16 protein-coding genes and 1 riboswitch are annotated in these 19,643 nt (G+C 60.7%); of the genes, 4 read left to right on the forward strand and 12 right to left on the reverse strand.

What is annotated here, in order from left to right; translation table 11 throughout:
- Nucleotides 1-22: 22 nt before the first annotated feature.
- Both ALQ04_RS19705 and ALQ04_RS19710 read right to left on the reverse strand, forming a co-directional pair.
- Complete coding sequence (locus ALQ04_RS19705) at nucleotides 23-742, reverse strand: 16S rRNA (uracil(1498)-N(3))-methyltransferase (protein ID WP_122317415.1); 720 nt, start codon at nucleotides 740-742, stop codon at nucleotides 23-25.
- A gap of 243 nt (nucleotides 743-985) precedes the next feature.
- Nucleotides 986-2,392 (reverse strand): adenosylmethionine--8-amino-7-oxononanoate transaminase, encoded by a 1,407-nt coding sequence (locus ALQ04_RS19710; RefSeq protein WP_122317416.1) that lies wholly within the window; start codon nucleotides 2,390-2,392, stop codon nucleotides 986-988.
- A 186-nt stretch (nucleotides 2,393-2,578) separates the two neighbouring features.
- Here ALQ04_RS19710 and ALQ04_RS19715 point away from each other — a divergent pair, with 186 nt between their 5' ends.
- The 3 genes from ALQ04_RS19715 to ALQ04_RS19725 all read left to right on the forward strand — a co-directional run bounded on the left by ALQ04_RS19715 (nucleotide 2,579) and on the right by ALQ04_RS19725 (nucleotide 5,930).
- Nucleotides 2,579-4,399, forward strand: coding sequence for a flavin monoamine oxidase family protein (locus ALQ04_RS19715; RefSeq protein WP_122317417.1), 1,821 nt, complete (start codon nucleotides 2,579-2,581; stop codon nucleotides 4,397-4,399).
- A 376-nt stretch (nucleotides 4,400-4,775) separates the two neighbouring features.
- Entirely contained in the window at nucleotides 4,776-5,324 is a 549-nt protein-coding gene (locus ALQ04_RS19720) for a cytochrome b (protein ID WP_122317418.1), read from the forward strand.
- A 27-nt stretch (nucleotides 5,325-5,351) separates the two neighbouring features.
- On the forward strand, nucleotides 5,352-5,930 hold the full coding sequence (locus ALQ04_RS19725) for a YceI family protein (RefSeq protein WP_122317419.1): 579 nt from the start codon (nucleotides 5,352-5,354) through the stop codon (nucleotides 5,928-5,930).
- 117 nt (nucleotides 5,931-6,047) lie between these two features.
- Here the strand turns inward: ALQ04_RS19725 and ALQ04_RS19730 are convergent, their stop codons facing one another.
- The 3 genes from ALQ04_RS19730 to ahcY form a co-directional block, all read right to left on the reverse strand.
- Entirely contained in the window at nucleotides 6,048-7,931 is a 1,884-nt protein-coding gene (locus ALQ04_RS19730; protein ID WP_122317420.1) for a DEAD/DEAH box helicase, read from the reverse strand.
- A 364-nt stretch (nucleotides 7,932-8,295) separates the two neighbouring features.
- Nucleotides 8,296-9,141, reverse strand: a complete 846-nt coding sequence (gene metF, locus ALQ04_RS19735) for a methylenetetrahydrofolate reductase [NAD(P)H] (RefSeq protein WP_122317421.1) — start codon at nucleotides 9,139-9,141, stop codon at nucleotides 8,296-8,298.
- A gap of 162 nt (nucleotides 9,142-9,303) precedes the next feature.
- Nucleotides 9,304-10,713, reverse strand: a complete 1,410-nt coding sequence (ahcY, locus tag ALQ04_RS19740; protein ID WP_122317422.1) for an adenosylhomocysteinase — start codon at nucleotides 10,711-10,713, stop codon at nucleotides 9,304-9,306.
- A gap of 23 nt (nucleotides 10,714-10,736) precedes the next feature.
- Nucleotides 10,737-10,840: riboswitch (S-adenosyl-L-homocysteine riboswitch) on the reverse strand.
- A 176-nt stretch (nucleotides 10,841-11,016) separates the two neighbouring features.
- On the opposite strand from ahcY, the gene ALQ04_RS19745 reads away from it, so the two are divergent.
- A complete protein-coding gene (locus ALQ04_RS19745; protein ID WP_122317423.1) occupies nucleotides 11,017-11,412 on the forward strand; it encodes an acyl-CoA thioesterase in 396 nt (131 codons plus the stop codon).
- A gap of 45 nt (nucleotides 11,413-11,457) precedes the next feature.
- On the opposite strand, the gene otnI is transcribed toward ALQ04_RS19745, so the two are convergent.
- The 7 genes from otnI to ALQ04_RS19780 form a co-directional block, all read right to left on the reverse strand.
- Entirely contained in the window at nucleotides 11,458-12,237 is a 780-nt protein-coding gene (gene otnI, locus ALQ04_RS19750; protein WP_122317424.1) for a 2-oxo-tetronate isomerase, read from the reverse strand.
- Nucleotides 12,238-12,258: 21 nt separating this feature from the next.
- A complete protein-coding gene (locus ALQ04_RS19755; protein ID WP_122317425.1) occupies nucleotides 12,259-13,716 on the reverse strand; it encodes an SLC13 family permease in 1,458 nt (485 codons plus the stop codon).
- Between the two features lie 157 nt (nucleotides 13,717-13,873).
- Complete coding sequence (locus tag ALQ04_RS19760; RefSeq protein WP_122317426.1) at nucleotides 13,874-14,512, reverse strand: aldolase; 639 nt, start codon at nucleotides 14,510-14,512, stop codon at nucleotides 13,874-13,876.
- Complete coding sequence (gene otnK / locus ALQ04_RS19765) at nucleotides 14,512-15,801, reverse strand: 3-oxo-tetronate kinase (RefSeq protein WP_122317427.1); 1,290 nt, start codon at nucleotides 15,799-15,801, stop codon at nucleotides 14,512-14,514. Before otnK ends, ALQ04_RS19760 begins: the two co-directional genes overlap by 1 nt.
- A gap of 10 nt (nucleotides 15,802-15,811) precedes the next feature.
- Nucleotides 15,812-16,717 carry an L-threonate dehydrogenase gene (ltnD, locus tag ALQ04_RS19770; RefSeq protein WP_122317428.1) on the reverse strand — a complete coding sequence of 302 codons (906 nt, stop codon included), beginning with the start codon at nucleotides 16,715-16,717 and terminating at the stop codon, nucleotides 15,812-15,814.
- Between the two features lie 232 nt (nucleotides 16,718-16,949).
- Complete coding sequence (locus ALQ04_RS19775; protein WP_122317429.1) at nucleotides 16,950-17,663, reverse strand: PolC-type DNA polymerase III; 714 nt, start codon at nucleotides 17,661-17,663, stop codon at nucleotides 16,950-16,952.
- Nucleotides 17,660-19,594, reverse strand: a complete 1,935-nt coding sequence (locus tag ALQ04_RS19780; RefSeq protein ID WP_122317460.1) for a DUF294 nucleotidyltransferase-like domain-containing protein — start codon at nucleotides 19,592-19,594, stop codon at nucleotides 17,660-17,662. The genes ALQ04_RS19775 and ALQ04_RS19780 overlap by 4 nt, the downstream gene beginning before the upstream one ends.
- Nucleotides 19,595-19,643: the final 49 nt, after the last annotated feature.

Consider the following 19,643-nt stretch of genomic DNA (forward strand, 5'->3'; position numbering starts at 1 on the left):
TGAATTCGCTCCTGCGGGGTTCCTAGAAATCACCCCACAACTGCTGCGCCACGCTTAACGCAACCACCGGCGCGGTTTCGGTGCGCAGCACGCGGGGGCCGAGGCGGGCAGCGTGGAAGCCGGCGGCCCTGGCCTGTTCGACTTCCGCATCGTTCAGGCCGCCTTCAGGACCGATCAGGAATGCCAGCGTTGCGGGTTTGTCATGGCTGGTCAGCGGTTCAGCGACCGGATGCAGGACCAGCTTGAGATCGGCTTCTGTGCGCTTGAGCCAGTCGGCAAGAGGCATGGGCGGATGAATCACCGGCACCACCGAGCGGCCACATTGCTCGCAGGCGCTGACTGCGATCTGCTGCCAGTGGGCCTGCCGCTTTTCGGCGCGCTCGTCCTTGAGGCGTACTTCGCAGCGCTCGCTGACGATAGGGGTGATTTCGCTGACCCCCAGTTCCGTGGCTTTCTGGATCGCCCAGTCCATGCGCTCGCCGCGTGACAGGCCCTGGCCCAGATGAATACGCAGTGGCGATTCGATCTGTCCGGCCAGGCTCTCATTCAGTTGTACGCGCACGCGCTTCTTGCCGACTTCCAGCAGTGTGCCGCGAAACTCCGTGCCCGAACCGTCGAACAGTTGCAGCGCATCGCCCTCGGCCATGCGCAGTACGCGACTGATGTAGTGCGCCTGCGCCTCCGGCAGTTCGTGTTCGCCGAGGCTCAGGGTGGCGTCGATAAAGAAGCGGGACAGTCTCATGGTGGGTCTCTGGGTGGTTATTCTTGCTAGGCTTTGTACGAAAAGTGGCTGTGCTCGGTGATGCTGCGTTAAAAACAGGCTCGGANNNCTCATTTACAACACGTAAAGTCGAGCGCGACTCCGACCGTTCCTCGCCTGTTTTTGCCTTGCCTGACCTTCGCTCGCCGACTTTTCGTACAAAGCCTAGCGTGGCATGCAGAGGGTTTTTCATGGATAAACCCCCTCCTACAGGGGGTTATGGCGTTAACCCGGATCCCGGAAATCCGGGTGGAAGTTCTCGCGCACGGCCACGCTGATGCTGCTGCGGGTCGCGATGTCGATGCCTTCGCTGGCGACTTCGGCCAGGAAGTCGATCTGCTCCGGGGTGATCACGTACGGCGGCAGGAAGTACACCACGCTGCCCAGCGGCCGCAACAGCGCACCACGTTCCAGGGCATGCTGGAAAACCTGCAGGCCGCGGCGTTCCTGCCACGGATAAGCCGTCTTGCTCGCCTTGTCCTGAACCATCTCGATGGCCAGGGCCATGCCGGTCTGGCGGACTTCCGCGACGTGGGGATGCTCCACCAGATGCGCGGTAGCCGTGGCCATGCGTTGCGCCAGCGCTTTGTTGTTCTCGATGACATTGTCCTGCTCGAAGATATCCAGCGTCGCCAGTGCCGCAGCGCAGGCCAGCGGATTGCCGGTGTAGCTGTGCGAGTGCAGGAAGGCGCGTAGCGTCGGATAGTCGTCGTAGAAGGCGTCGTACACCTCATCGGTGGTCAGGCAGGCTGCCAGCGGCAGATAACCGCCCGTCAGGGCCTTGGACAGGCACAGGAAGTCCGGGCGAATACCAGCCTGTTCGCAGGCAAACATGCTGCCCGTACGACCGAAGCCGACGGCGATCTCATCGTGAATCAGATGCACGCCGTAGCGGTCGCAGGCCTCACGCAGCAGTTTGAGATAGACCGGGTGATACATGCGCATGCCGCCCGCGCCCTGGATCAACGGCTCGACGATCACCGCTGCCACGCTGTCATGGTGTTCGGCGAGGGTCTGTTCCATGGCTGCGAACATGTTGCGTGAGTGTTCTTCCCAGCCCATGCCTTGCGGGCGATGGTAGCAGTCCGGGCTGGGCACCTTGATGGTGTCCAGCAGCAGGGCTTTATAGGTTTCGGTGAACAGCGGCACGTCGCCGACCGACATCGCGGCCATGGTTTCGCCGTGATAACTGTTGGTCAGGGTAACGAAGCGCTTCTTGTCCGGCTGGCCGCGATTGAGCCAGTAGTGAAAGCTCATTTTCAGCGCGACTTCGATGCACGAAGAACCGTTATCGGCGTAGAAACACCGAGTCAGCCCTTCGGGAGTCAGCTTGACCAGGCGTTCGGACAGTTCGATCACCGGCTGATGGCTGAAACCGGCGAGGATCACATGCTCCAGTTGATCGACCTGATCCTTGATCCGCTGATTGATGCGCGGATTGGCATGGCCGAACACGTTGACCCACCAGGAACTCACGGCATCCAGATAGCGCTTGCCTTCAAAGTCTTCCAGCCAGACGCCTTCACCGCGCCTGATCGGAATCAACGGCAGGCTTTCGTGATCTTTCATCTGCGTGCAGGGGTGCCACAGGACCTTGAGGTCGCGTTGCATCCACTGGTCATTCAGGCCCATTGGCAATCTCCGGGTAGCAGCTCGCATGACGCGAGGGCGAACAATCGCGCAAGCCTATGCAATGCCCGGCTGCGGAACAACCTTTGTATCGTTTTGAACATCGCTGGCGGGGCTTGTATGGCTGGCGTATGCTGCGCGCCTCTTCGTTGTTTTTGGCAATTTCCCATGTTTTTCGGAGTTCACGGAATGCTTTCTGGGTGGCTGCGCGCGTGTGCGCTTGTAGTAATAGGTCTGGTCAGCGTTTCGGCGCTCGCCAATGAAAAACAACGTACGGCGATTGTCGTCGGCGGCGGGCTGGCCGGCCTGACGGCGGCGTATGAGCTGCAGAACAAAGGCTGGCAGGTGACGCTGCTGGAAGCCAAAGCCAATATCGGTGGCCGTTCGGGGCTGGCTACCAGTGAGTGGATCGGCAATGCCAAGGCGCAGCCGGTCCTGAACCGCTACCTGGACAGCTTCAAGATCCAGAGCGTACCGGCTCCGGAGTTCGTGCGTACGCCCAGCTACCTGATCGACGGCGTGCACTTCACCCAGGCCGATCTGGCGCTCAAGCAACCGGCGACCGCCGAGGCCATCAAGCGCTACGAGGAGACGCTGGACAATCTGGCGCGCTCCATCGAGAACCCGGAAACACCGGCGGCCAACAGCACGCTGTTCGCTCTGGACCAGATCAACGTTTCCAACTGGCTGGATCGCCTGAACCTGCCAGCGACGGCACGACAGTTGATCAACCAGCAGATTCGCACGCGCTACGACGAGCCTTCGCGCCTGTCGCTGCTGTATTTCGCCCAGCAATCGCGGGTCTATCGCGCAGTGGATGAGCGCGACCAGCGTGCCGCACGCTTGCCGGGTGGCAGCGTGGTGCTGGCCCAGGCCTTCGTCAAACAGCTCAAGACCATCAAGACCAGCTCTGCGGTATCGGCCATCGTGCAGGACAAGGACAGCGTAACGGTCAAGGTCGGCGCAGTCGGCTACAGCGCCGATTACGTGGTGCTGGCGGTGCCTTTGCGCTCGCTGAGCAATATCCAGATGACCCCTGCGCTGGATGCCCAGCACATGGGCGCCCTCAAGGGCACCAACTATGGCTGGCGCGACCAGATCATGCTCAAGTTCAAGACCCCGGTCTGGGACAGCAAGGCGCGCATGTCCGGCGAGATTTTCAGCAACACCGGCCTGGGCATGCTGTGGATCGAGCCGGCGCTCAAGGGTGGCGCCAATGTGGTGATCAACCTGTCCGGTGACAATGCACGGATCATGCAGGCGTTTGGCGACAAGCAACTGGTCGATCAGGTGCTGATTCGTCTGCACACCTTTTATCCACAGGCGCGTGGTGCCTATACCGGCTATGAAATCCGTCGCTACAGCGTCGATCCATCGACCGGTGGTTCCTACCTGGCGTTCGGCCCTGGCCAGATCAGCAAGTACTGGCGCCTGTGGGAAAAACCCGTGCAGCGCGTAGCTTTTGCCGGCGAGCACACCGATGCCCTGTATCCGGGCACCCTGGAAGGTGCTCTGCGCAGCGGTCAGCGTGCGGCCAGCCAGGTGCAGGATCTGGCGGCGGGCAAGTCGTTCGAGCCGGTCAAGGTGGTTCCGGCCCCGGCAGCCGCTCCGGTAGAGAAGAAGTCGGAAGGTGGTTTCTTCAGCAACCTGTTCGATTTCGGTGGCTCTTCCGACAAACCGGCTGAAAAGCCTGCCGAGCAACCGGTCGAGAAAGCACCAGAGCCTGCTCCGGCACCCGCTCCAGTGCCTGTTGCCCCTGTGGTTGCGCCAGTCGCCGAGCCTGCCAGGGCGCCTGCGAAAGTCGAGCCAGCGAAGAAAGCACCGGCCAAGACCGAGCCCGCCAAGAAAGCTCCAGCCAAGGAGCCGGTGAAGAAAGAGGCCGTGAAGAAAGAAGCGACGCACAAGGAAAAGGCACCTGCCAAACCTGCCGCAGCGCCGAAAGCCCCGGCTAAAACCGAGCCGGCAGCCAAGCCGAAGAGCGACGCAACGCCGGCCGAGGTCAAGAACTGACTGAGCCATCGCTGACATGAAAAGGCGCGGTATGCATACCGCGCCTTTTTTTATGGGCGCCAGATTCGTTCCGTATAAACCTGTGCAGTGAAACTTTCTCAAAAATGCCGTTCATCGCCATCGAAATGCCGACGGTCATGGCGCAGTGTTACTGAGCAGAATTTATCGAGATGCTGCGCCAGCAGAACAGCCGGTGGTCATCGAAAGCCTCTCAAAGGAGGGCTGTCGGAGCCATGGGTGAATGTCGGAAGGTCGATAGCGGGATATTCGATGAAATATTCCATATCGAATTGTTCGATATTTCAGAGCAAAATTTTGCGCTTTCATTCGATAGATAAAAAGCTAGTCTGGTAACACTTCTCACAGGGTATTTGCGATGCAGTTACGTAATTCATCCTCTCGCTACGGTCTGGTCGGCATGGTGCTGCATTGGGGTGTGGCTGTTGTGGTCTTCGGTTTGTTTGCGCTTGGGCTATGGATGATGGGGCTGGATTATTACGATACCTGGCGCAAGGCCGGGCCCGACCTGCACAAGAGCATCGGGCTCACGCTGTTTGCCGTGATGCTGTTTCGTGTGGTCTGGCGCCTGCTCAGCCCGCCGCCTGCGCCATTGGCCAGCTACAGTAAGCTGACGCGCCTCGGCGCTGCGTTTGGCCATCTGTTTCTGTATGTCGCGCTGTTTGCCGTGATGTTCGCCGGTTACCTGATTTCCACTGCCGATGGCGTGGGGATTCCGGTCTTCGGCCTGTTCGAGGTTCCAGCGCTGATCAGCGGCCTGCCCGGACAATCGGAGACAGCAGGCTGGATACACTTTTATCTGGCATGGTTCATCGTGGTGTTTGCGGTGCTCCATGGCCTTGCTGCACTGAAACACCACTTCATCGATCGCGATGTGACCCTCAAGCGTATGCTGGGTCGTAATTGATTGTTCAACCAAAACGGGAATAAAAGCATGTTGAAGAAGTCTCTTGCCGCTCTGGCTCTGGGTACCGCTCTGTTGTCTGCCGGTCAGGCGATGGCTGCTGATTATGTGATCGACAAGGAAGGCCAGCACGCTTTCATCGATTTCAAGATCAGCCACCTGGGCTACAGCTTCATCCACGGCACATTCAAGGATTGGGACGGTACTTTCAGCTTTGATGCTGCCAAGCCTGAAGCCAGCAAGATCGCTGTCGAACTGAAAACCGCCAGCCTCTTCACCAACCATGCCGAGCGCGACAAGCACATCCTGAGCAAGGATTTCCTGGACGCCGGCAAGTTTCCTGAAGCCAAGTTCGTTTCCACCAGCGTCAAATCCACTGGCGAAAAGACTGCTGACGTCACTGGCGACCTGACCCTGCACGGCGTCACCAAGCCAATCGTGATCAAGGCTACCTTCAACGGCGAAGGCAAGGATCCATGGGGCGGCTACCGTGCCGGCTTCAACGGCACCAGCACTCTGAACCTGAACGACTTCGGCATCAAAGGCCCGGGTCCTACCTCTCAGACTCTGGTTCTGGATATCACCCTGGAAGGTATCCAGAAGAAGTAAGCGCTGCCTGAACGACAGAACGCCGACCCTGGGTCGGCGTTTCTGTTTGTGGATTCGCGCAAGCCACATACAAGAACGCCCCGAACCAGTCGGGGCGTTCTTGTTTCAGCGCTGCTGTCAGCTATCGCGGTTGCGAGTCAGCAGGGCCGGTTTTTCACCGCGCGGGCGGCTTGGCAACTGATCGAGCTGCTCGGCAGACGGGAAACGATCGATTTTCGATTCCTTGTGCACGATTTTCGGCTGCGACTGGCTGTCACGCGAGTTCTGCACTGCCGGTTCCTGACGAGGTTGATCGTCACGAGCCGGACGGCGATTGCGTGGCTGACCGTCACGCGAGCCGCCATTGCGAGAGCCTGCGCCTGCACCATTGCGTTTGCCTGCGGTGCCATTGCTGGCGCCCGAGCCGTTGCTGCTGCGCGGGTTGCTCTGGCGACCCGGGCCTTGCGGGCGTCCGGCGCCAGTAGCTGCGCCTGGTGCCGCAGGTGCGCCGGGACGACGACCACGGCCCTGGGTTTTGCCCTGGTAAGGGCTGACGTAATCGGCGCGGTTACCGAAGTTATCCACATCGTCATCGCGGAATTCGTCAGGTGCACGGTCTTCTGTCGGACGTGGTACTTGCGACTGACGTTGCTCACGCGGGGTGCCTTCGCGAGGCTTTCTTTCGCGTGGCTGGCGAGCCGGGCGCTCGCCCGAAGCTGCGGCCGCGGGCTTTTCCTTGCCTTTGTCCTTGCCCTTGTCGCGACGACCGCCGTTGTTGCTGCTCTTTTCACCTTCGGCACGTGGCGCGCGAGCAGCACGTGGGTTGCGAACGTCGGGACGCTCGCGAACTTCAGGCTTCTCGGCCTCGACCGCAGTGATATCGAAGCCCATCAGATCGCCGTCAGGGATTTTCTGGCGGGTCATGCGCTCGATGCTTTTAAGCAGTTTCTCTTCGTCCGGCGCAACCAGCGAGATCGCCTCGCCGGTACGGCCTGCACGGCCGGTACGACCGATGCGGTGGACGTAGTCTTCATCGACGTTGGGCAGCTCGAAGTTGACCACATGTGGCAACTGGTCGATATCCAGGCCGCGAGCGGCGATATCGGTAGCGACCATGATCCGCACTTCGCCGGCCTTGAAGTCAGCCAGGGCCTTGGTCCGGGCGTTCTGGCTCTTGTTGCCGTGGATCGCGACAGCGCTGAGGCCGTGCTTGTCCAGGTACTCGGCCAGACGGTTGGCGCCGTGCTTGGTGCGGGTGAAGACCAGCACCTGTTCCCATGCGCCCTGAGTGATCAGGTGCGCCAGCAGCGAACGCTTGTGGTTGGCCGGCAGACGGAAAACCCGTTGCTCGATACGCTCGACCGTGGTGTTCGGCGGCGTGACTTCGATGCGCTCGGGGTTGTGCAGCAACTTGCCGGCGAGGGCGGTGATGTCGTTGGAGAAGGTTGCCGAGAACAGCAGGTTCTGGCGCTTGGCAGGCAAGCGGGCGAGGACCTTCTTCACGTCATGCACGAAGCCCATGTCGAGCATCCGGTCTGCTTCGTCGAGCACCAGAATTTCAACGTGGGACAGGTCGACGCTGCCTTGGCCGGCGAGGTCGAGCAGGCGGCCAGGGCAGGCTACCAGCACGTCCACGCCCCGGGCCATGGCCTGGACCTGCGGATTCATGCCGACGCCGCCAAAGATGCAGGCGCTGACGAACTTCAGGTCGCGGGCATAGATCTTGAAGCTGTCATGCACCTGGGCGGCGAGTTCGCGAGTCGGGGTCAGGACCAGTACGCGCGGTTGGCGCGGGCCGTGACGCTGGGATTTGTCCGGGTGACCGTTGGGGAACAACCGCTCCAGAATCGGGAGGGCGAAGCCACCGGTTTTACCTGTACCTGTCTGTGCCGCAACCATCAGGTCGCGACCTTGCAACACGGCGGGAATGGCCCGCTGTTGCACCGGAGTAGGCTGGGTATAGCCCGCTGCCTCGATGGCGCGGACTAAAGCCTCGGAGAGACCGAGGGAAGCAAAGGACATGAGTAATCCTGTTCTGTTGGAGCTTGAGCTCAAGGGATAATCTTGCCTGGCGCGAATGGCGTTCGTGTCTTGTATGCGGCAAGAAGCTTGATTGCCTGCTGTGTATACAAGAGCTGAGAAGACGCGATCCCGTCCGGTCCTGCGGGGTCTCTGGTTCATCTCGTGACATGGGCGCGGGTTGGAAAGTGCGCTGCTGGCGTGATCGAGATGGCTTCTGCAAGACCGAGCGTCCGGGCGTAAGCCTGGCGGGAAGGCTGGAGTATAACAGAGCAAACACGCTGTGCTGCTTTCATGCTGCCCAACGGTTTTGCGCTGCGGGATCTTTCTGGCATGGCCTGAAAGATCCCGCCCGGAAAATACACTGTCAGCGTGGCAGCTTCAGGTTGTTCCAGATCGCCAGGCTCGGCTCGGCCTGGTTCAGCGTGTAGAAGTGCAGACCCGGTGCGCCACCTTGCAGCAGGCGTTCGCACATTTCGGTGATGACCTGCTCGCCGAAGGCCTGGATGCTTTGAATGTCGTCACCGTAGGCTTCCAGCTGCTTGCGGATCCAGCGCGGGATTTCCGCACCGCAGGCATCCGAGAAGCGCGCCAGCTTGCTGTAGTTGGTGATCGGCATGATGCCCGGCACGATTGGCAGGTTCACACCCTTCTTCTGCACGCGCTCCAGGAAGTGGAAATAGCTGTCGGCGTTGAAGAAGTACTGGGTGATCGCGCTGTCGGCACCGGCTTGGGCCTTGTGCACGAAGTTTTTCACGTCGTTGTCGAAATTGTGCGCCTGGGGATGCATCTCCGGGTACGCCGCGACTTCGATATGGAAGTGACTGCCGGTTTCTTCACGGATGAAGGACACCAGGTCACTGGCGTAGCGCAATTCACCGCTGGCCATGCCCATGCCTGACGGCAGGTCGCCGCGCAGGGCAACGATGCGCTTGATACCGGCATCCTTGTACTGAGCCAGCAGGGCGCGCAGTTCGGCCTTGCTGTCGCCAACGCACGACAGGTGCGGAGCGGCAGGGATCTTTACTTCGTTTTCCAGCTGCAGCACGGTGTTGATCGTGCGGTCGCGGGTAGAACCACCGGCACCATAGGTGCAGGAGAAAAAATCGGGGTTGTAGCTGGCAAGCTGACGCGCAACGGTCAGCAGCTTTTCATGCCCGGCATCGGTCTTCGTCGGGAAGAACTCGAAGCTGAAGCGACGGTCTTGGCTCATGGAGGCCGGTCTCACTGTAGGAGCGAACTTGTTCGCGATAAGGCCGTACAGGCCTTCAGGTACTGAAGAATAGCGATGCTGTCAGCCTTTTGGCTGCGACCGCCTTGCGCTCGATCGCGGACAAGTCCGCTCCTAACCAGAAGAGCGGACCGTCCGTATCAATCAGTAGCGGTAAGCGTGTGGCTTGAACGGACCTTCAACGCTCACGCCGATGTAGTCGGCCTGGGTCTTGGTCAGTTTGGTCACGACGCCGCCGAAGCCGCGGACCATTTCCAGGGCCACTTCTTCGTCGAGTTTCTTCGGCAGTACTTCAACGGTCAGGCGCTCGGCTTTCTGGGCTGGCGACAGGTCGGCGTACTTCTGCTCGAACAGGAAGATCTGGGCCAGAACCTGGTTGGCAAACGAGCCGTCCATGATGCGGCTTGGGTGGCCAGTGGCGTTGCCCAGGTTAACCAGACGACCTTCGGCCAGCAGGATCAGGTAGTCGTCGTTCTGTGGGTCGAACGCGCCAGCGCCGGTACGGTGGATCTTGTGAACCTGTGGCTTCACTTCTTCCCATGCCCAGTTCTTGCGCATGAAAGCAGTGTCGATTTCGTTGTCGAAGTGACCGATGTTGCAGACCACAGCGCGTTTTTTCAGCGCCTTGAGCATGTTGGCGTCGCAGACGTTGACGTTGCCGGTGGTGGTCACGATCAGGTCGATCTTGCCCAGCAGGGCCTTGTCGATGCTCGCTTCTGTGCCGTCGTTTTCACCGTCGATGAACGGCGAAACCAGCTCAAAGCCGTCCATGCAGGCCTGCATGGCGCAGATCGGGTCGACTTCGGTGACCTTGACGATCATGCCTTCCTGACGCAGCGACTGAGCCGAGCCCTTGCCCACGTCACCGTAACCGATGACCAGCGCCTGCTTGCCGGAAAGCAGGTGGTCGGTGCCGCGCTTGATGGCGTCGTTCAGGCTGTGACGGCAGCCGTACTTGTTGTCGTTCTTGCTCTTGGTGACCGAGTCGTTGACGTTGATGGCCGGGATTTTCAGTTCGCCCTTGGCCAGCATGTCCAGCAGGCGGTGAACGCCAGTAGTGGTTTCTTCGGTCACGCCGTGGATGCGTTCAAGCATCTGCGGGTATTTCTTGTGCAGGATCTCGGTCAGGTCGCCGCCGTCGTCGAGGATCATGTTGGCATCCCATGGCTGGCCATCCTTGAGGATGGTCTGCTCGATGCACCACTCGTATTCTTCTTCGGTTTCGCCTTTCCAGGCGAACACAGGAATGCCGGCAGCGGCGATGGCGGCAGCGGCCTGGTCCTGAGTGGAGAAAATGTTGCACGACGACCAGCGAACTTCGGCGCCCAGGGCGACCAGGGTTTCGATCAGCACGGCGGTCTGGATGGTCATGTGGATGCAGCCGAGGATCTTCGCGCCCTTGAGCGGTTGCTCACCGGCGTACTTGCGGCGCAGACCCATCAGGGCAGGCATTTCGGATTCGGCGATGATGGTTTCGCGACGGCCCCAGGCAGCCAGGGAAATATCGGCCACTTTGAAATCGTTGAATTCTGCAGGCGTGATTACAGCACTCATTGAGAGTCTCCATTCCATAAAAATGCGAATGGGCGCCGTTGTGCGTTTAAGGCCTGACCAGCGGACTGGTCAAACAACGCCCCATCCGAGCCTGACAGGAAAACCTGCTGCAGCGCCCCTCGGACAGGTGGCGGGAACGGTATCAAGTGAAGATGACCGTTTTGAAACGGGTGGCAGTATAGCTGTGCTGGCGATTCTTCCCAAGGCTTTCTATCGGCAAATGCCGCCTCGGTTTTTTCTGCATCGCCCCGGCAAGGTCTGCCATGATGACGGGCATCCATTGGCAGTCGCTCAGGAGTGAACATGAATTTCCACACCCGCAAGTGGGTCAAGCCCGAAGACCTCAACCCCAACGGTACGTTGTTTGGCGGTAGCCTGTTGCGCTGGATCGACGAAGAGGCTGCGATCTACGCCATCGTCCAGTTGGGCAATCAACGTGTGGTGACCAAGTACATCTCGGAAATCAACTTCGTCAGTGCTTCGCGCCAGGGCGACATCATCGAACTGGGGATTACCGCCACCGAGTTCGGTCGCACCTCGATCACCCTGATGTGTGAAGTGCGCAACAAGATCAGCCGCAAGAGCATCCTGACCGTCGAGAAGATGGTGTTCGTCAATCTGGGCGAAGACGGGCAGCCTGCGCCGCACGGCCGCACTGAAATCCGTTACATCAAGGATCAGTTCGATATACCGGAATAAAGGAAGCCATCCTGCCTCAGGGACCTGAGGCAGGATCTCAGGCGATCAGCCCTGGAGTTGCCGCAGCCACGCCAGGCCTTCGCTGGTGTCGCCCTTGGGACGGTATTCGCAACCGATCCAGCCTTCGTAGCCCAACTGGTCGATCACCTCGAACAGATGCGCGTAGTTCAGTTCGCCCAGGTCCGGTTCGTGACGATCCGGGACACCGGCGATCTGGATATGGCCGATTCCGGCAAAGTCACGACGCAGCTTGGCTGTCAGATCGCCTTCGACGATCTGGCAGTGGTAGCAGTCGAACTGGACCTTGAGGTTATCGGCGCCCACCTGACGGCAAATCTCCTGGGCCTGATCCTGACGATTGAGAAAGAAGCCCGGCATGTCGCGGGTGTTGATCGGCTCGATCAGTACCGTGATGCCAGCGGCTTTGGCCTGTTGAGCCGCAAACGCCAGGTTTTCCAGGTACACCGCCTGATGGCGCTGCCGCAGGTTCTCGTCGGGCAGCAGGCCGGCCATGACGTGAATCCGGTCGTTACCCAGCACCTGCGCATACTCCAGCGCACGCTCGATGCCGCTGCGAAATTCCGCTTCGCGGCCCGGCAAGGTAGAGATGCCGCGTTCGCCGCCCGCCCAGTCACCGGGCGGTGCATTGAACAGCGCCTGCACCAGACCGTTGTCGCTCAGGCGTTGCTTGAGTTCCTGCGCACTGTAGTCGTAGGGAAACAGATACTCGACCGCGCCGAAACCATCGGCAGCGGCTGCGGCGAAGCGCTCAAGGAAATCATGCTGCGGGTACAGCATGCTGAGGTTGGCGGCAAAACGAGGCATGTTAACTCCAGTCTTTAAAGGTCAGACGAATGGCCAAAGCAGCAGGGTAATGACGAAGCCCAGTGTTCCCAGCAGCGTGACCAGTACGGTCCAGGTGCGCAAGCCGTCACCGACATTGAGGCCGGCCAGCTTGGTGAACATCCAGTAGCCTGCATCGTTGATATGCGACATGGCCAGACCGCCACCGCCCATGGCCAGACACAGCAGGGCCAGATGGTTGGCGCTCAGGTCCAGAGTCGCGATCAGCGGGCTGAGAATCCCGGCAGTGGTTACCAGCGCCACGGTGGTGGAGCCCTGCACGGCACGCAGCAGCATGGTCAGCAGGAAACCCAGGGCCAATACCGGCAGGCCGGTGTTGCGCAGGGCTTCGGACACCACTGCGCCGATTCCGGTATCGACCAGCACCTTGCCGAACACGCCACCGGCACCGGCGATCAGGATCACCATCGCCACGCCCGGCAATGCCGAACCGATCACGTCCGACACCTGCGAACGGCTCCAGCCACGGCGCGTACCGAGCAGCCAGGCGCACAGCAGGGTATCGATCAACAGGGCAACCAGCGGTGCACCCAGTACGGTGAGAACTGCACGCAATGTGGAGTCCGCCGGCAACATGGTGGTCGCCAGTGTGCCCAGCAGAATCAGTACGATTGGCAGCAGAATCAGGGCAATGATCAGGCCGAAACCCGGCGCTGGCGCTGGCGGCAACTTGCTGGCCAGGCTGCTGGCGCTTTCTTCACCGCCCAGAATACGCGCCTGAGTTGCCTCGCGAACCCTGGAGTAGTCGTTGCGCGCCCAGGCTTCCAGGTCTTCGTTGGTGACATGCGCGCCATAGACTTCTGCACGGATATCGTCGGTCATCGGATAGGTCTTGCGGGTCATGCGACCGGCCACGAAGTAGCCGATGATGCACAGCACCGCGACCATCGGAATGCCCAGCATCAGCACCCGGCCAAGGTCCGCGCCCAGCTGGCTGGCCGCCGCAACTGCGCCCGGATGGGGCGGCAGGAATGCATGCACCGCCAGCAATGCGGCGCACATCGGCAGGGCAAAGATCAGCAGCGGCTTGCGTGCGGCACGCGCCACGCCATAGGCCAGCGGCATGAGGATGATCACGCCGACCTCGAAGAACACCGGAATGCCGACCATGAAACCGGCCACGGTCAGCGCCAGTGGCGTGCGCTTGTTGCCGAAGCGGTCAATCAGCGTCCTGGCCAGCGCCTCGGCGCCTCCCGACAGTTCGATGATGCGTCCTATCATCGCGCCCAGGGCAATGATGATCGCGATATGGCCGAGGGTCTTGCCCATGCCGCCTTCGATGGTCGCGACCAGATCGGCAGGTTTCACTCCGGCGACCAGGGCGACGATGATGCTGACCAGCATCAGGGCCACGAAAGGCTGGAATTTGTACTTGAGAACCAGGAACAGCAGCAGCGCGATCCCCGCGCCCGCAATGGCCATCAACATGAAGGGAGTCATGCCTGTGCACTCCCGCAGAGAGTGAGCGAGACAAACGCTGAGCGATATCTGACAAAAGCGAGTGATGGGAGGGTCATGCTCTGTAGTCCTATTGTTATTTTATAGGTGCTGTCGTTGCCCGGAAGCCGCCAGGCGGTTGCCGATCAATTCTTCTGAATCACCACTTCGCGCCGAAAACCTGACGCAACTCCTCAAGCGCGGCTGCTTCCAGCGGGGCCGGCTTGGGGTTGCTCATCAGCCACAGGCGGGCGGTTTCTTCGAGTTCTTCCAGGGCGTAGCAGGCCTTGGCGACCGAGCTTTCCCAGACCACCGGACCAAGTCTTTCGAGCATCACGCCGCGCACACTGTTAGCCAGTTGCGCGACCCGCTCGGCGACTTTCGGCGAGCCCGGACGTTCGTAGCCGATCAGCGGGATATGCCCGACTTTCATCACCTGATAAGGGGTCAATGGCGGCAGGATGTCGTCCTGCTGCCAGACACCGGCCAGGGTCAGGGCGACCAGATGCGTCGAGTGGGTATGCACTACGCCGCCGACTTCCGGGTTGCGGTCATAGACCTGGCGATGCAGGGCCAGGGTCTTGGAAGGCTTGTTGCCGGACACCCATTCACCGGCCAGATTGACCTTGGCGATATCCTCCGGATTGAGCCGGCCGAGGCAGGCATCGGTCGGAGTGATCAGCCAGCCGTCGTCGAGACGGGCGCTGATGTTGCCAGCGCTGCCGACCGTGTAGCCACGGCCATACAGCAGCCTGCCGACATCGCAGATTTCTTCGCGCAGGGCTTTTTCGCTACTCATCAGGCTTCTCCCGCCAATTGCTTGAGCGCCTTGGCGAAGAAGTCACGGGCACCGAAGTTGCCGGACTTGAGGGCCAGCGCCAGCGGTTGTGCACCGCTGCTGATGGTCGCCGGAACGCCCGGATCGATCTGTGCGCCGATCTGCAGCAGTTGCACGCCGAGCGCCTGAACCACCGCGCCCGAAGTTTCACCACCGGCGACTACAAAGCGCCGCACGCCTGCGTCCAGCAGCCCTTTGGCGATCTGGCCCAGCGCTTCTTCGACCATGGCACCGGAGCGCTCGACGCCCAGTTGCTGTTGCACGGCCTTGACTTCATCCGGTGTGCTGGTGGCGTAGATCAGCACGGTTTGCCCGGCGTCGCGGGCAAAAGCCAGTGCCTGTTCGACCACCGGTTGACCAGCCGCCAGCTCCAGCGGATTGATGCGCAAGGCAGGGCGCTTGTCTTCCAGCCAGGCCGCGACCTGACCATTGGTGGCTACCGAAGCGCTGCCTGCCAATACCACTTCACCACCGCTGACGGCGGTCTGTATGGCAGCATCGATATCGCGCAGCTTGCCCGCCTTGCGGAAGTTGCCCGGCAAGCCCAGCGCCAGCCCCGAACCGCCGGTCAGCAACGGCAGGTCGGCACAGGCTTCGCCCAGGGTGTACAGGTCGGCATCGGATACCGCATCGGCAATCGCCATGCCCACGCCGTCGGCGCGCAGTTCGGCGATCTTGCTGCGCACTGCTTCCACGCCCTTGGCGACGGTGTCGTAGCGCAACAGGCCGACTTTCCTGCTGGTCTGCTCTTGCAGGACGCGCAGCAGATTGGCGTCGGTCATTGGCGTCAGCGGGTGGTTCTGCATGCCGGATTCGTTGAGCAACTGGTCCTGGACGAACAAGTGACCACGGAAGATCGTGCGGCCATTTTCCGGGAAGGCCGGGCATGCCAGGGTGAAGTCGCTGTTGAGCTTTTCCAGCAGTGCTTCACTGACCTGGCCGATGTTGCCTGCGGCAGTCGAATCGAAGGTCGAGCAGTACTTGAAGAAAATCTGCTCGCAGCCGCGCTCGCGCAGCCACTCCAGCGCCGCCAGTGATTCTTCGATGGCTTCGCGGGTGGGCGTGGTGCGGGACTTGAGTGCAATGACGATGGCGTCGGCATCCAGGCCGTCAGCCATGTCGGCGCTCGGAATACCGATGCTTTGCACAGTGCGCATACCGCCGCGCACCAGCATGTTGGCCAGGTCCGTGGCGCCGGTGAAGTCATCGGCGATGCAGCCCAGCAAAGGGCGAGAGGAAGTCAGGGTCATGGGGCGTTCCTCAGGCTTGTTCCGGTTTGGCTTTCGGCAGTTCGATGCCCGGGAAGATCTTGATCACTGCCGAGTCATCCTCGCGGCCGAAACCGGCGCTGGAAGCCTGCATGAACATCTGGTGAGCGGTGGCTGACAGCGGCAGCGGGAATTTGCTGGTGCGTGCGGTATCCAGCACCAGGCCCAGATCCTTGACGAAAATGTCCACCGCCGAGAGTGGCGTGTAGTCGGCATTGAGGATGTGCGGCACGCGGTTCTCGAACATCCACGAGTTACCGGCGCTGTTGGTGATCACTTCGTACAGCGCATCGGCATCGACACCTTCGCGCAGGCCCAGCGCCATGGCTTCGGCGCTGGCCGCGATGTGCACGCCAGCCAGCAACTGGTTGATGATTTTGACTTTCGAGCCCAGGCCGTGAACGTCGCCCAGACGGTAAACCTTGCCAGCCATGCCATTGAGGATGGCTTCGGCCTTGGCGTAGGACTCGGCCGGGCCGGAAGTCATCATGGTCATCTGGCCGGCCGCGGCTTTGGCCGCACCACCGGAAATCGGCGCATCGAGGTACAGCAGACCCTTGTCGACCAGGCGCTGGCCCAGCTCTACCGCGAAAGTTGGTGCAACAGTGGCGCAGCCGATGACCAGGCTGCCGGGACGCAGTGCGTCGATGGCCCCGTTGTCGCCGAAGAGGACCGTTTCAGTCTGCTCGGCGTTGACCACGACGGTAATGATCACGTCGCAGGCCGCGGCCATGCTGGCGGGTGAGTCACAGGCAACACCGCCTTCCTGGGCGAACGCTTCGGTCACGCTGCTGCGCACATCGCAGGCATGCACATTGAACCCGTTGCGCAGCAGCGAGCGGGCAATGCCCAGACCCATGGCACCCAGGCCGATAACGCCAACATTCTTGGTAGTCATGAAGCAATCCTCAAGTCGGGGCCGATGCCTGTCGTACCGGCATAACGGACGATATTGTTCTGATCTGTGAATCCGATAGTGGATCAGCGAACGAATAATGTGAAGTATTTTTTGAATTTAACAAATATTCACATTACGTAGGGTGTTTCGAGCAGGCACAAAAAAGCCCCGGAGCGGGGCTTTTATGGATTTCGCGAATGAATGCGCTCCAGTCTGTACCGGGCAGCAGGTGTCAGAACGAATGCGACTGCTTGCGCCTGCGCCATTGGCCCAGTGCTTCTTCCAGGCGCAGAGGGCTGTCGATGTCCTGGCGGCGGGCATGGCTGAACAGGATCAGGGCCAGCTCTGCGGTGACCAGCGCGTCGGCGCTGGCATGGTGGCGTTCTTCGGCATGCAGGCCGAAGAAGTCGGTCCAGTCGTCCAGCCCGGCCTGGCGCAGGTTGGCGTCGGGAAAAAGCATCGGGGCAATGTCGGCGACATCGAAGAACGGATGCGGCAGGCGATAGTCCAGGCTGTCCTTCAAGGCCCGCGACAGCATGTGCTGATCGAACGGCGCATGAAACGCCAGGACCGGGCTTGATCCGGCGAACTCCAGGAAGTCCAGGAACGCCTCGACCGGCTCGCTTCCGGCAGCAATGGTGCTGGGAGCCAGGCCGTGAATCAGCACTGCCGGGCTGACCTTGTGGTCGACGCGCAGAATCGTGCGCTCGAACTGCTGACCAAGATCGATGGCGCCATCTTCGATTACTACGGCGCCGATCGACAGGACCTGATCGCGGTTCATGTTCAGGCCGCTGGTTTCCAGGTCCAGCACGACCCAGCGCTGTTTGCGCAGCGCTTCGTCGCTCAGTCTGGCGAAACCGGGCAGCGCTGCCAGACGCTGCATTTGTCGGCTATCCAGAGGTGTCTTTTTGGGGCGTGGGCGCAGCCACTCGAACAGATTCATAGTTGATAACGCATGGTCAGGCTGGTTTGCAGGCGTTGTGCCTGGCGGAACGATTCGCGCAGGATGCGTCGGTCCAGATGGTTGAGTGTGTCCGGATCGATGCGGTTGGAGTACGCCAGGTTCTGGCGGCTTTGCAGTTGGTGCTGGAGCATGCGGGTCTGCTGGATGAAGTGGTAAGCCTCTTCATAGGCGGCGCCATCGAGCGGGTCGATGACTTCGCGTTCGACCAGTTGCCGCAGTCGCTCAAGGGTGTTGTTGGCACCAATTCCGTTGGCCAGTGCCAGCAGCCGTGCGCCGTCGACAAAAGGCGTCAGGCCTTCGGTCTTGAGGTCCAGGGTGTCCTTGTCGCTGCCCTTGCGGGCCAGCACGAAATCCTTGAAACGGCCCACCGGCGGACGCTGGCGCAAGGCGTTGTCGGCCATCATGCGCTGGAACAGGCGGTTGTCGGCGACCTGATCGAGAATGCCGCGGCGCAATTGTTCACAGCCCGCCTCATCGCCCCAGACCACGCGCAGGTCGAAGTAGATGCTCGATGCCAGCAGGTTCTCCGGGGTGGCCTCGCGGATGAAGGCAGAAAAGCGTCTGGCCCATTCGCTGCGCGACAGGCACAGCTCGGGATTGCTGGCCATGATATTGCCTTTGCACAGGCTGAAGCCGCACTGCGCAAGACTCTGGTTGATACGTTCGGCGATGGGTAGCAGCAGCGTCCGTATTTCGGCTGCCTGCACCGCGTCGCTGGCTTCAAACAGGATGCCGTTGTCCTGATCGGTGTGCAGCGTCTGCTCGCGCCGACCTTCGCTGCCAAAGCACAGCCAACTGAAGGGCACGCCCGGGTCGCCTTTTTCTTCCAGGGTCAGTTCGATGACCCGGCAGACGGTGTGATCGTTGAGCAGGGTAATGATCTGGGTGATCTGGGTCGAGGAAGCGCCATGGGCCAGCATGCGGTCAACCAGCTGGACGATATCGCCGCGCAGGCTGGTGAGGGTCTCGATCCGTGGTGCCGTGCGGATGGTGCGGGCCAGATGCACCAGATCCACCCGTTGCAACGAGAACAGATCGCGCTCCGAGACCACGCCACACAAGCGGCCATTCTTGACCAGGCAGACATGGGCGATGTGTCGGCCGGTCATGGCGATGGCCGCATCAAAGGCGCTGGCGTCGGGGCTCAAGTGAAACGGCGACGGGCTCATGGTGTGTCTGATCGGCTGGCTGAAGTCGGCATTCAGGTCGGCAACGGCTTCGCGCAAATCGCGCAGGGTGAAGATTCCCAGCGGCGCCTGCTGCTCATCGACGATCACGATACTGCCCACTTGTTGCTCATGCATCAGCCTGACCGCTTCGCGCATCGGCGTTTCGGGGCTGCACATTACTGGATGGCGCATAGCCAGTTCGCCAAGCCGGGTATTCAGCGAGTACTGGGTGCCAAGAGTTTCCACGGCGCGCTGCTGGACTTGATGATTGACCTGATCCAGCAGACTGCTGACGCCGCGCAAGGCAAAGTCGCGAAAGGTGGTCGACAATGCGAACAGCTTGATGAAAGCCTGTTTGTTCAGTTGCAGACAAAAAGTATCTTCGGCTGCCAGATGTTCGGTACGAGTGGCCCGTTCGCCCAGCAAAGCCGCCAGCGGAAAGCATTCACCTGTGGTGATTTCAAAGGTGGTTTCAGTGCCGCCCTTGGCCGAATGTGGTCGTTCCCCTACCACTCGGCCTTGCTTAACGATATAAAAGTGCTCTACTGGACCGTCGGCTGGCTTGATGATGCTCTCGTCAGCGGCGTAAAAACGCAGTTGGCACTGTTCAACCAGGTACGCCAGGTGGGCGTTTTCCATCTGATTGAATGGCGGGAATTTTTGCAGGAACTGCATGGTGCCGTGAATGTTCTGCAACACCGCTGTTTTGCCTGCCTGGGTGAAAGCGTCAGCTTTACTCATGACCTGTACCGCGTTTTTGTTATTGGTTGTCATGGTCGGCCGCTTACGA

The sequence above is a fragment of the Pseudomonas cichorii genome (assembly GCF_003700275.1).
Classification (GTDB): Bacteria; Pseudomonadota; Gammaproteobacteria; order Pseudomonadales; family Pseudomonadaceae; genus Aquipseudomonas; species Aquipseudomonas cichorii_B.

Coding starts and splice junctions, on each gene's coding strand:
- ALQ04_RS19705 (WP_122317415.1), bottom strand. CDS start 742: ATGAGACTGTCCCGCTTCTTTATCGACGCCACCCTGAGCCTCGGCGAA.
- ALQ04_RS19710 (WP_122317416.1), bottom strand. CDS start 2,392: ATGGGCCTGAATGACCAGTGGATGCAACGCGACCTCAAGGTCCTGTGG.
- ALQ04_RS19715 (WP_122317417.1), top strand. CDS start 2,579: ATGCTTTCTGGGTGGCTGCGCGCGTGTGCGCTTGTAGTAATAGGTCTG.
- ALQ04_RS19720 (WP_122317418.1), top strand. CDS start 4,776: ATGCAGTTACGTAATTCATCCTCTCGCTACGGTCTGGTCGGCATGGTG.
- ALQ04_RS19725 (WP_122317419.1), top strand. CDS start 5,352: ATGTTGAAGAAGTCTCTTGCCGCTCTGGCTCTGGGTACCGCTCTGTTG.
- ALQ04_RS19730 (WP_122317420.1), bottom strand. CDS start 7,931: ATGTCCTTTGCTTCCCTCGGTCTCTCCGAGGCTTTAGTCCGCGCCATC.
- metF (WP_122317421.1), bottom strand. CDS start 9,141: ATGAGCCAAGACCGTCGCTTCAGCTTCGAGTTCTTCCCGACGAAGACC.
- ahcY (WP_122317422.1), bottom strand. CDS start 10,713: ATGAGTGCTGTAATCACGCCTGCAGAATTCAACGATTTCAAAGTGGCC.
- ALQ04_RS19745 (WP_122317423.1), top strand. CDS start 11,017: ATGAATTTCCACACCCGCAAGTGGGTCAAGCCCGAAGACCTCAACCCC.
- otnI (WP_122317424.1), bottom strand. CDS start 12,237: ATGCCTCGTTTTGCCGCCAACCTCAGCATGCTGTACCCGCAGCATGAT.
- ALQ04_RS19755 (WP_122317425.1), bottom strand. CDS start 13,716: ATGACTCCCTTCATGTTGATGGCCATTGCGGGCGCGGGGATCGCGCTG.
- ALQ04_RS19760 (WP_122317426.1), bottom strand. CDS start 14,512: ATGAGTAGCGAAAAAGCCCTGCGCGAAGAAATCTGCGATGTCGGCAGG.
- otnK (WP_122317427.1), bottom strand. CDS start 15,801: ATGACCCTGACTTCCTCTCGCCCTTTGCTGGGCTGCATCGCCGATGAC.
- ltnD (WP_122317428.1), bottom strand. CDS start 16,717: ATGACTACCAAGAATGTTGGCGTTATCGGCCTGGGTGCCATGGGTCTG.
- ALQ04_RS19775 (WP_122317429.1), bottom strand. CDS start 17,663: ATGAATCTGTTCGAGTGGCTGCGCCCACGCCCCAAAAAGACACCTCTG.
- ALQ04_RS19780 (WP_122317460.1), bottom strand. CDS start 19,594: ATGAGTAAAGCTGACGCTTTCACCCAGGCAGGCAAAACAGCGGTGTTG.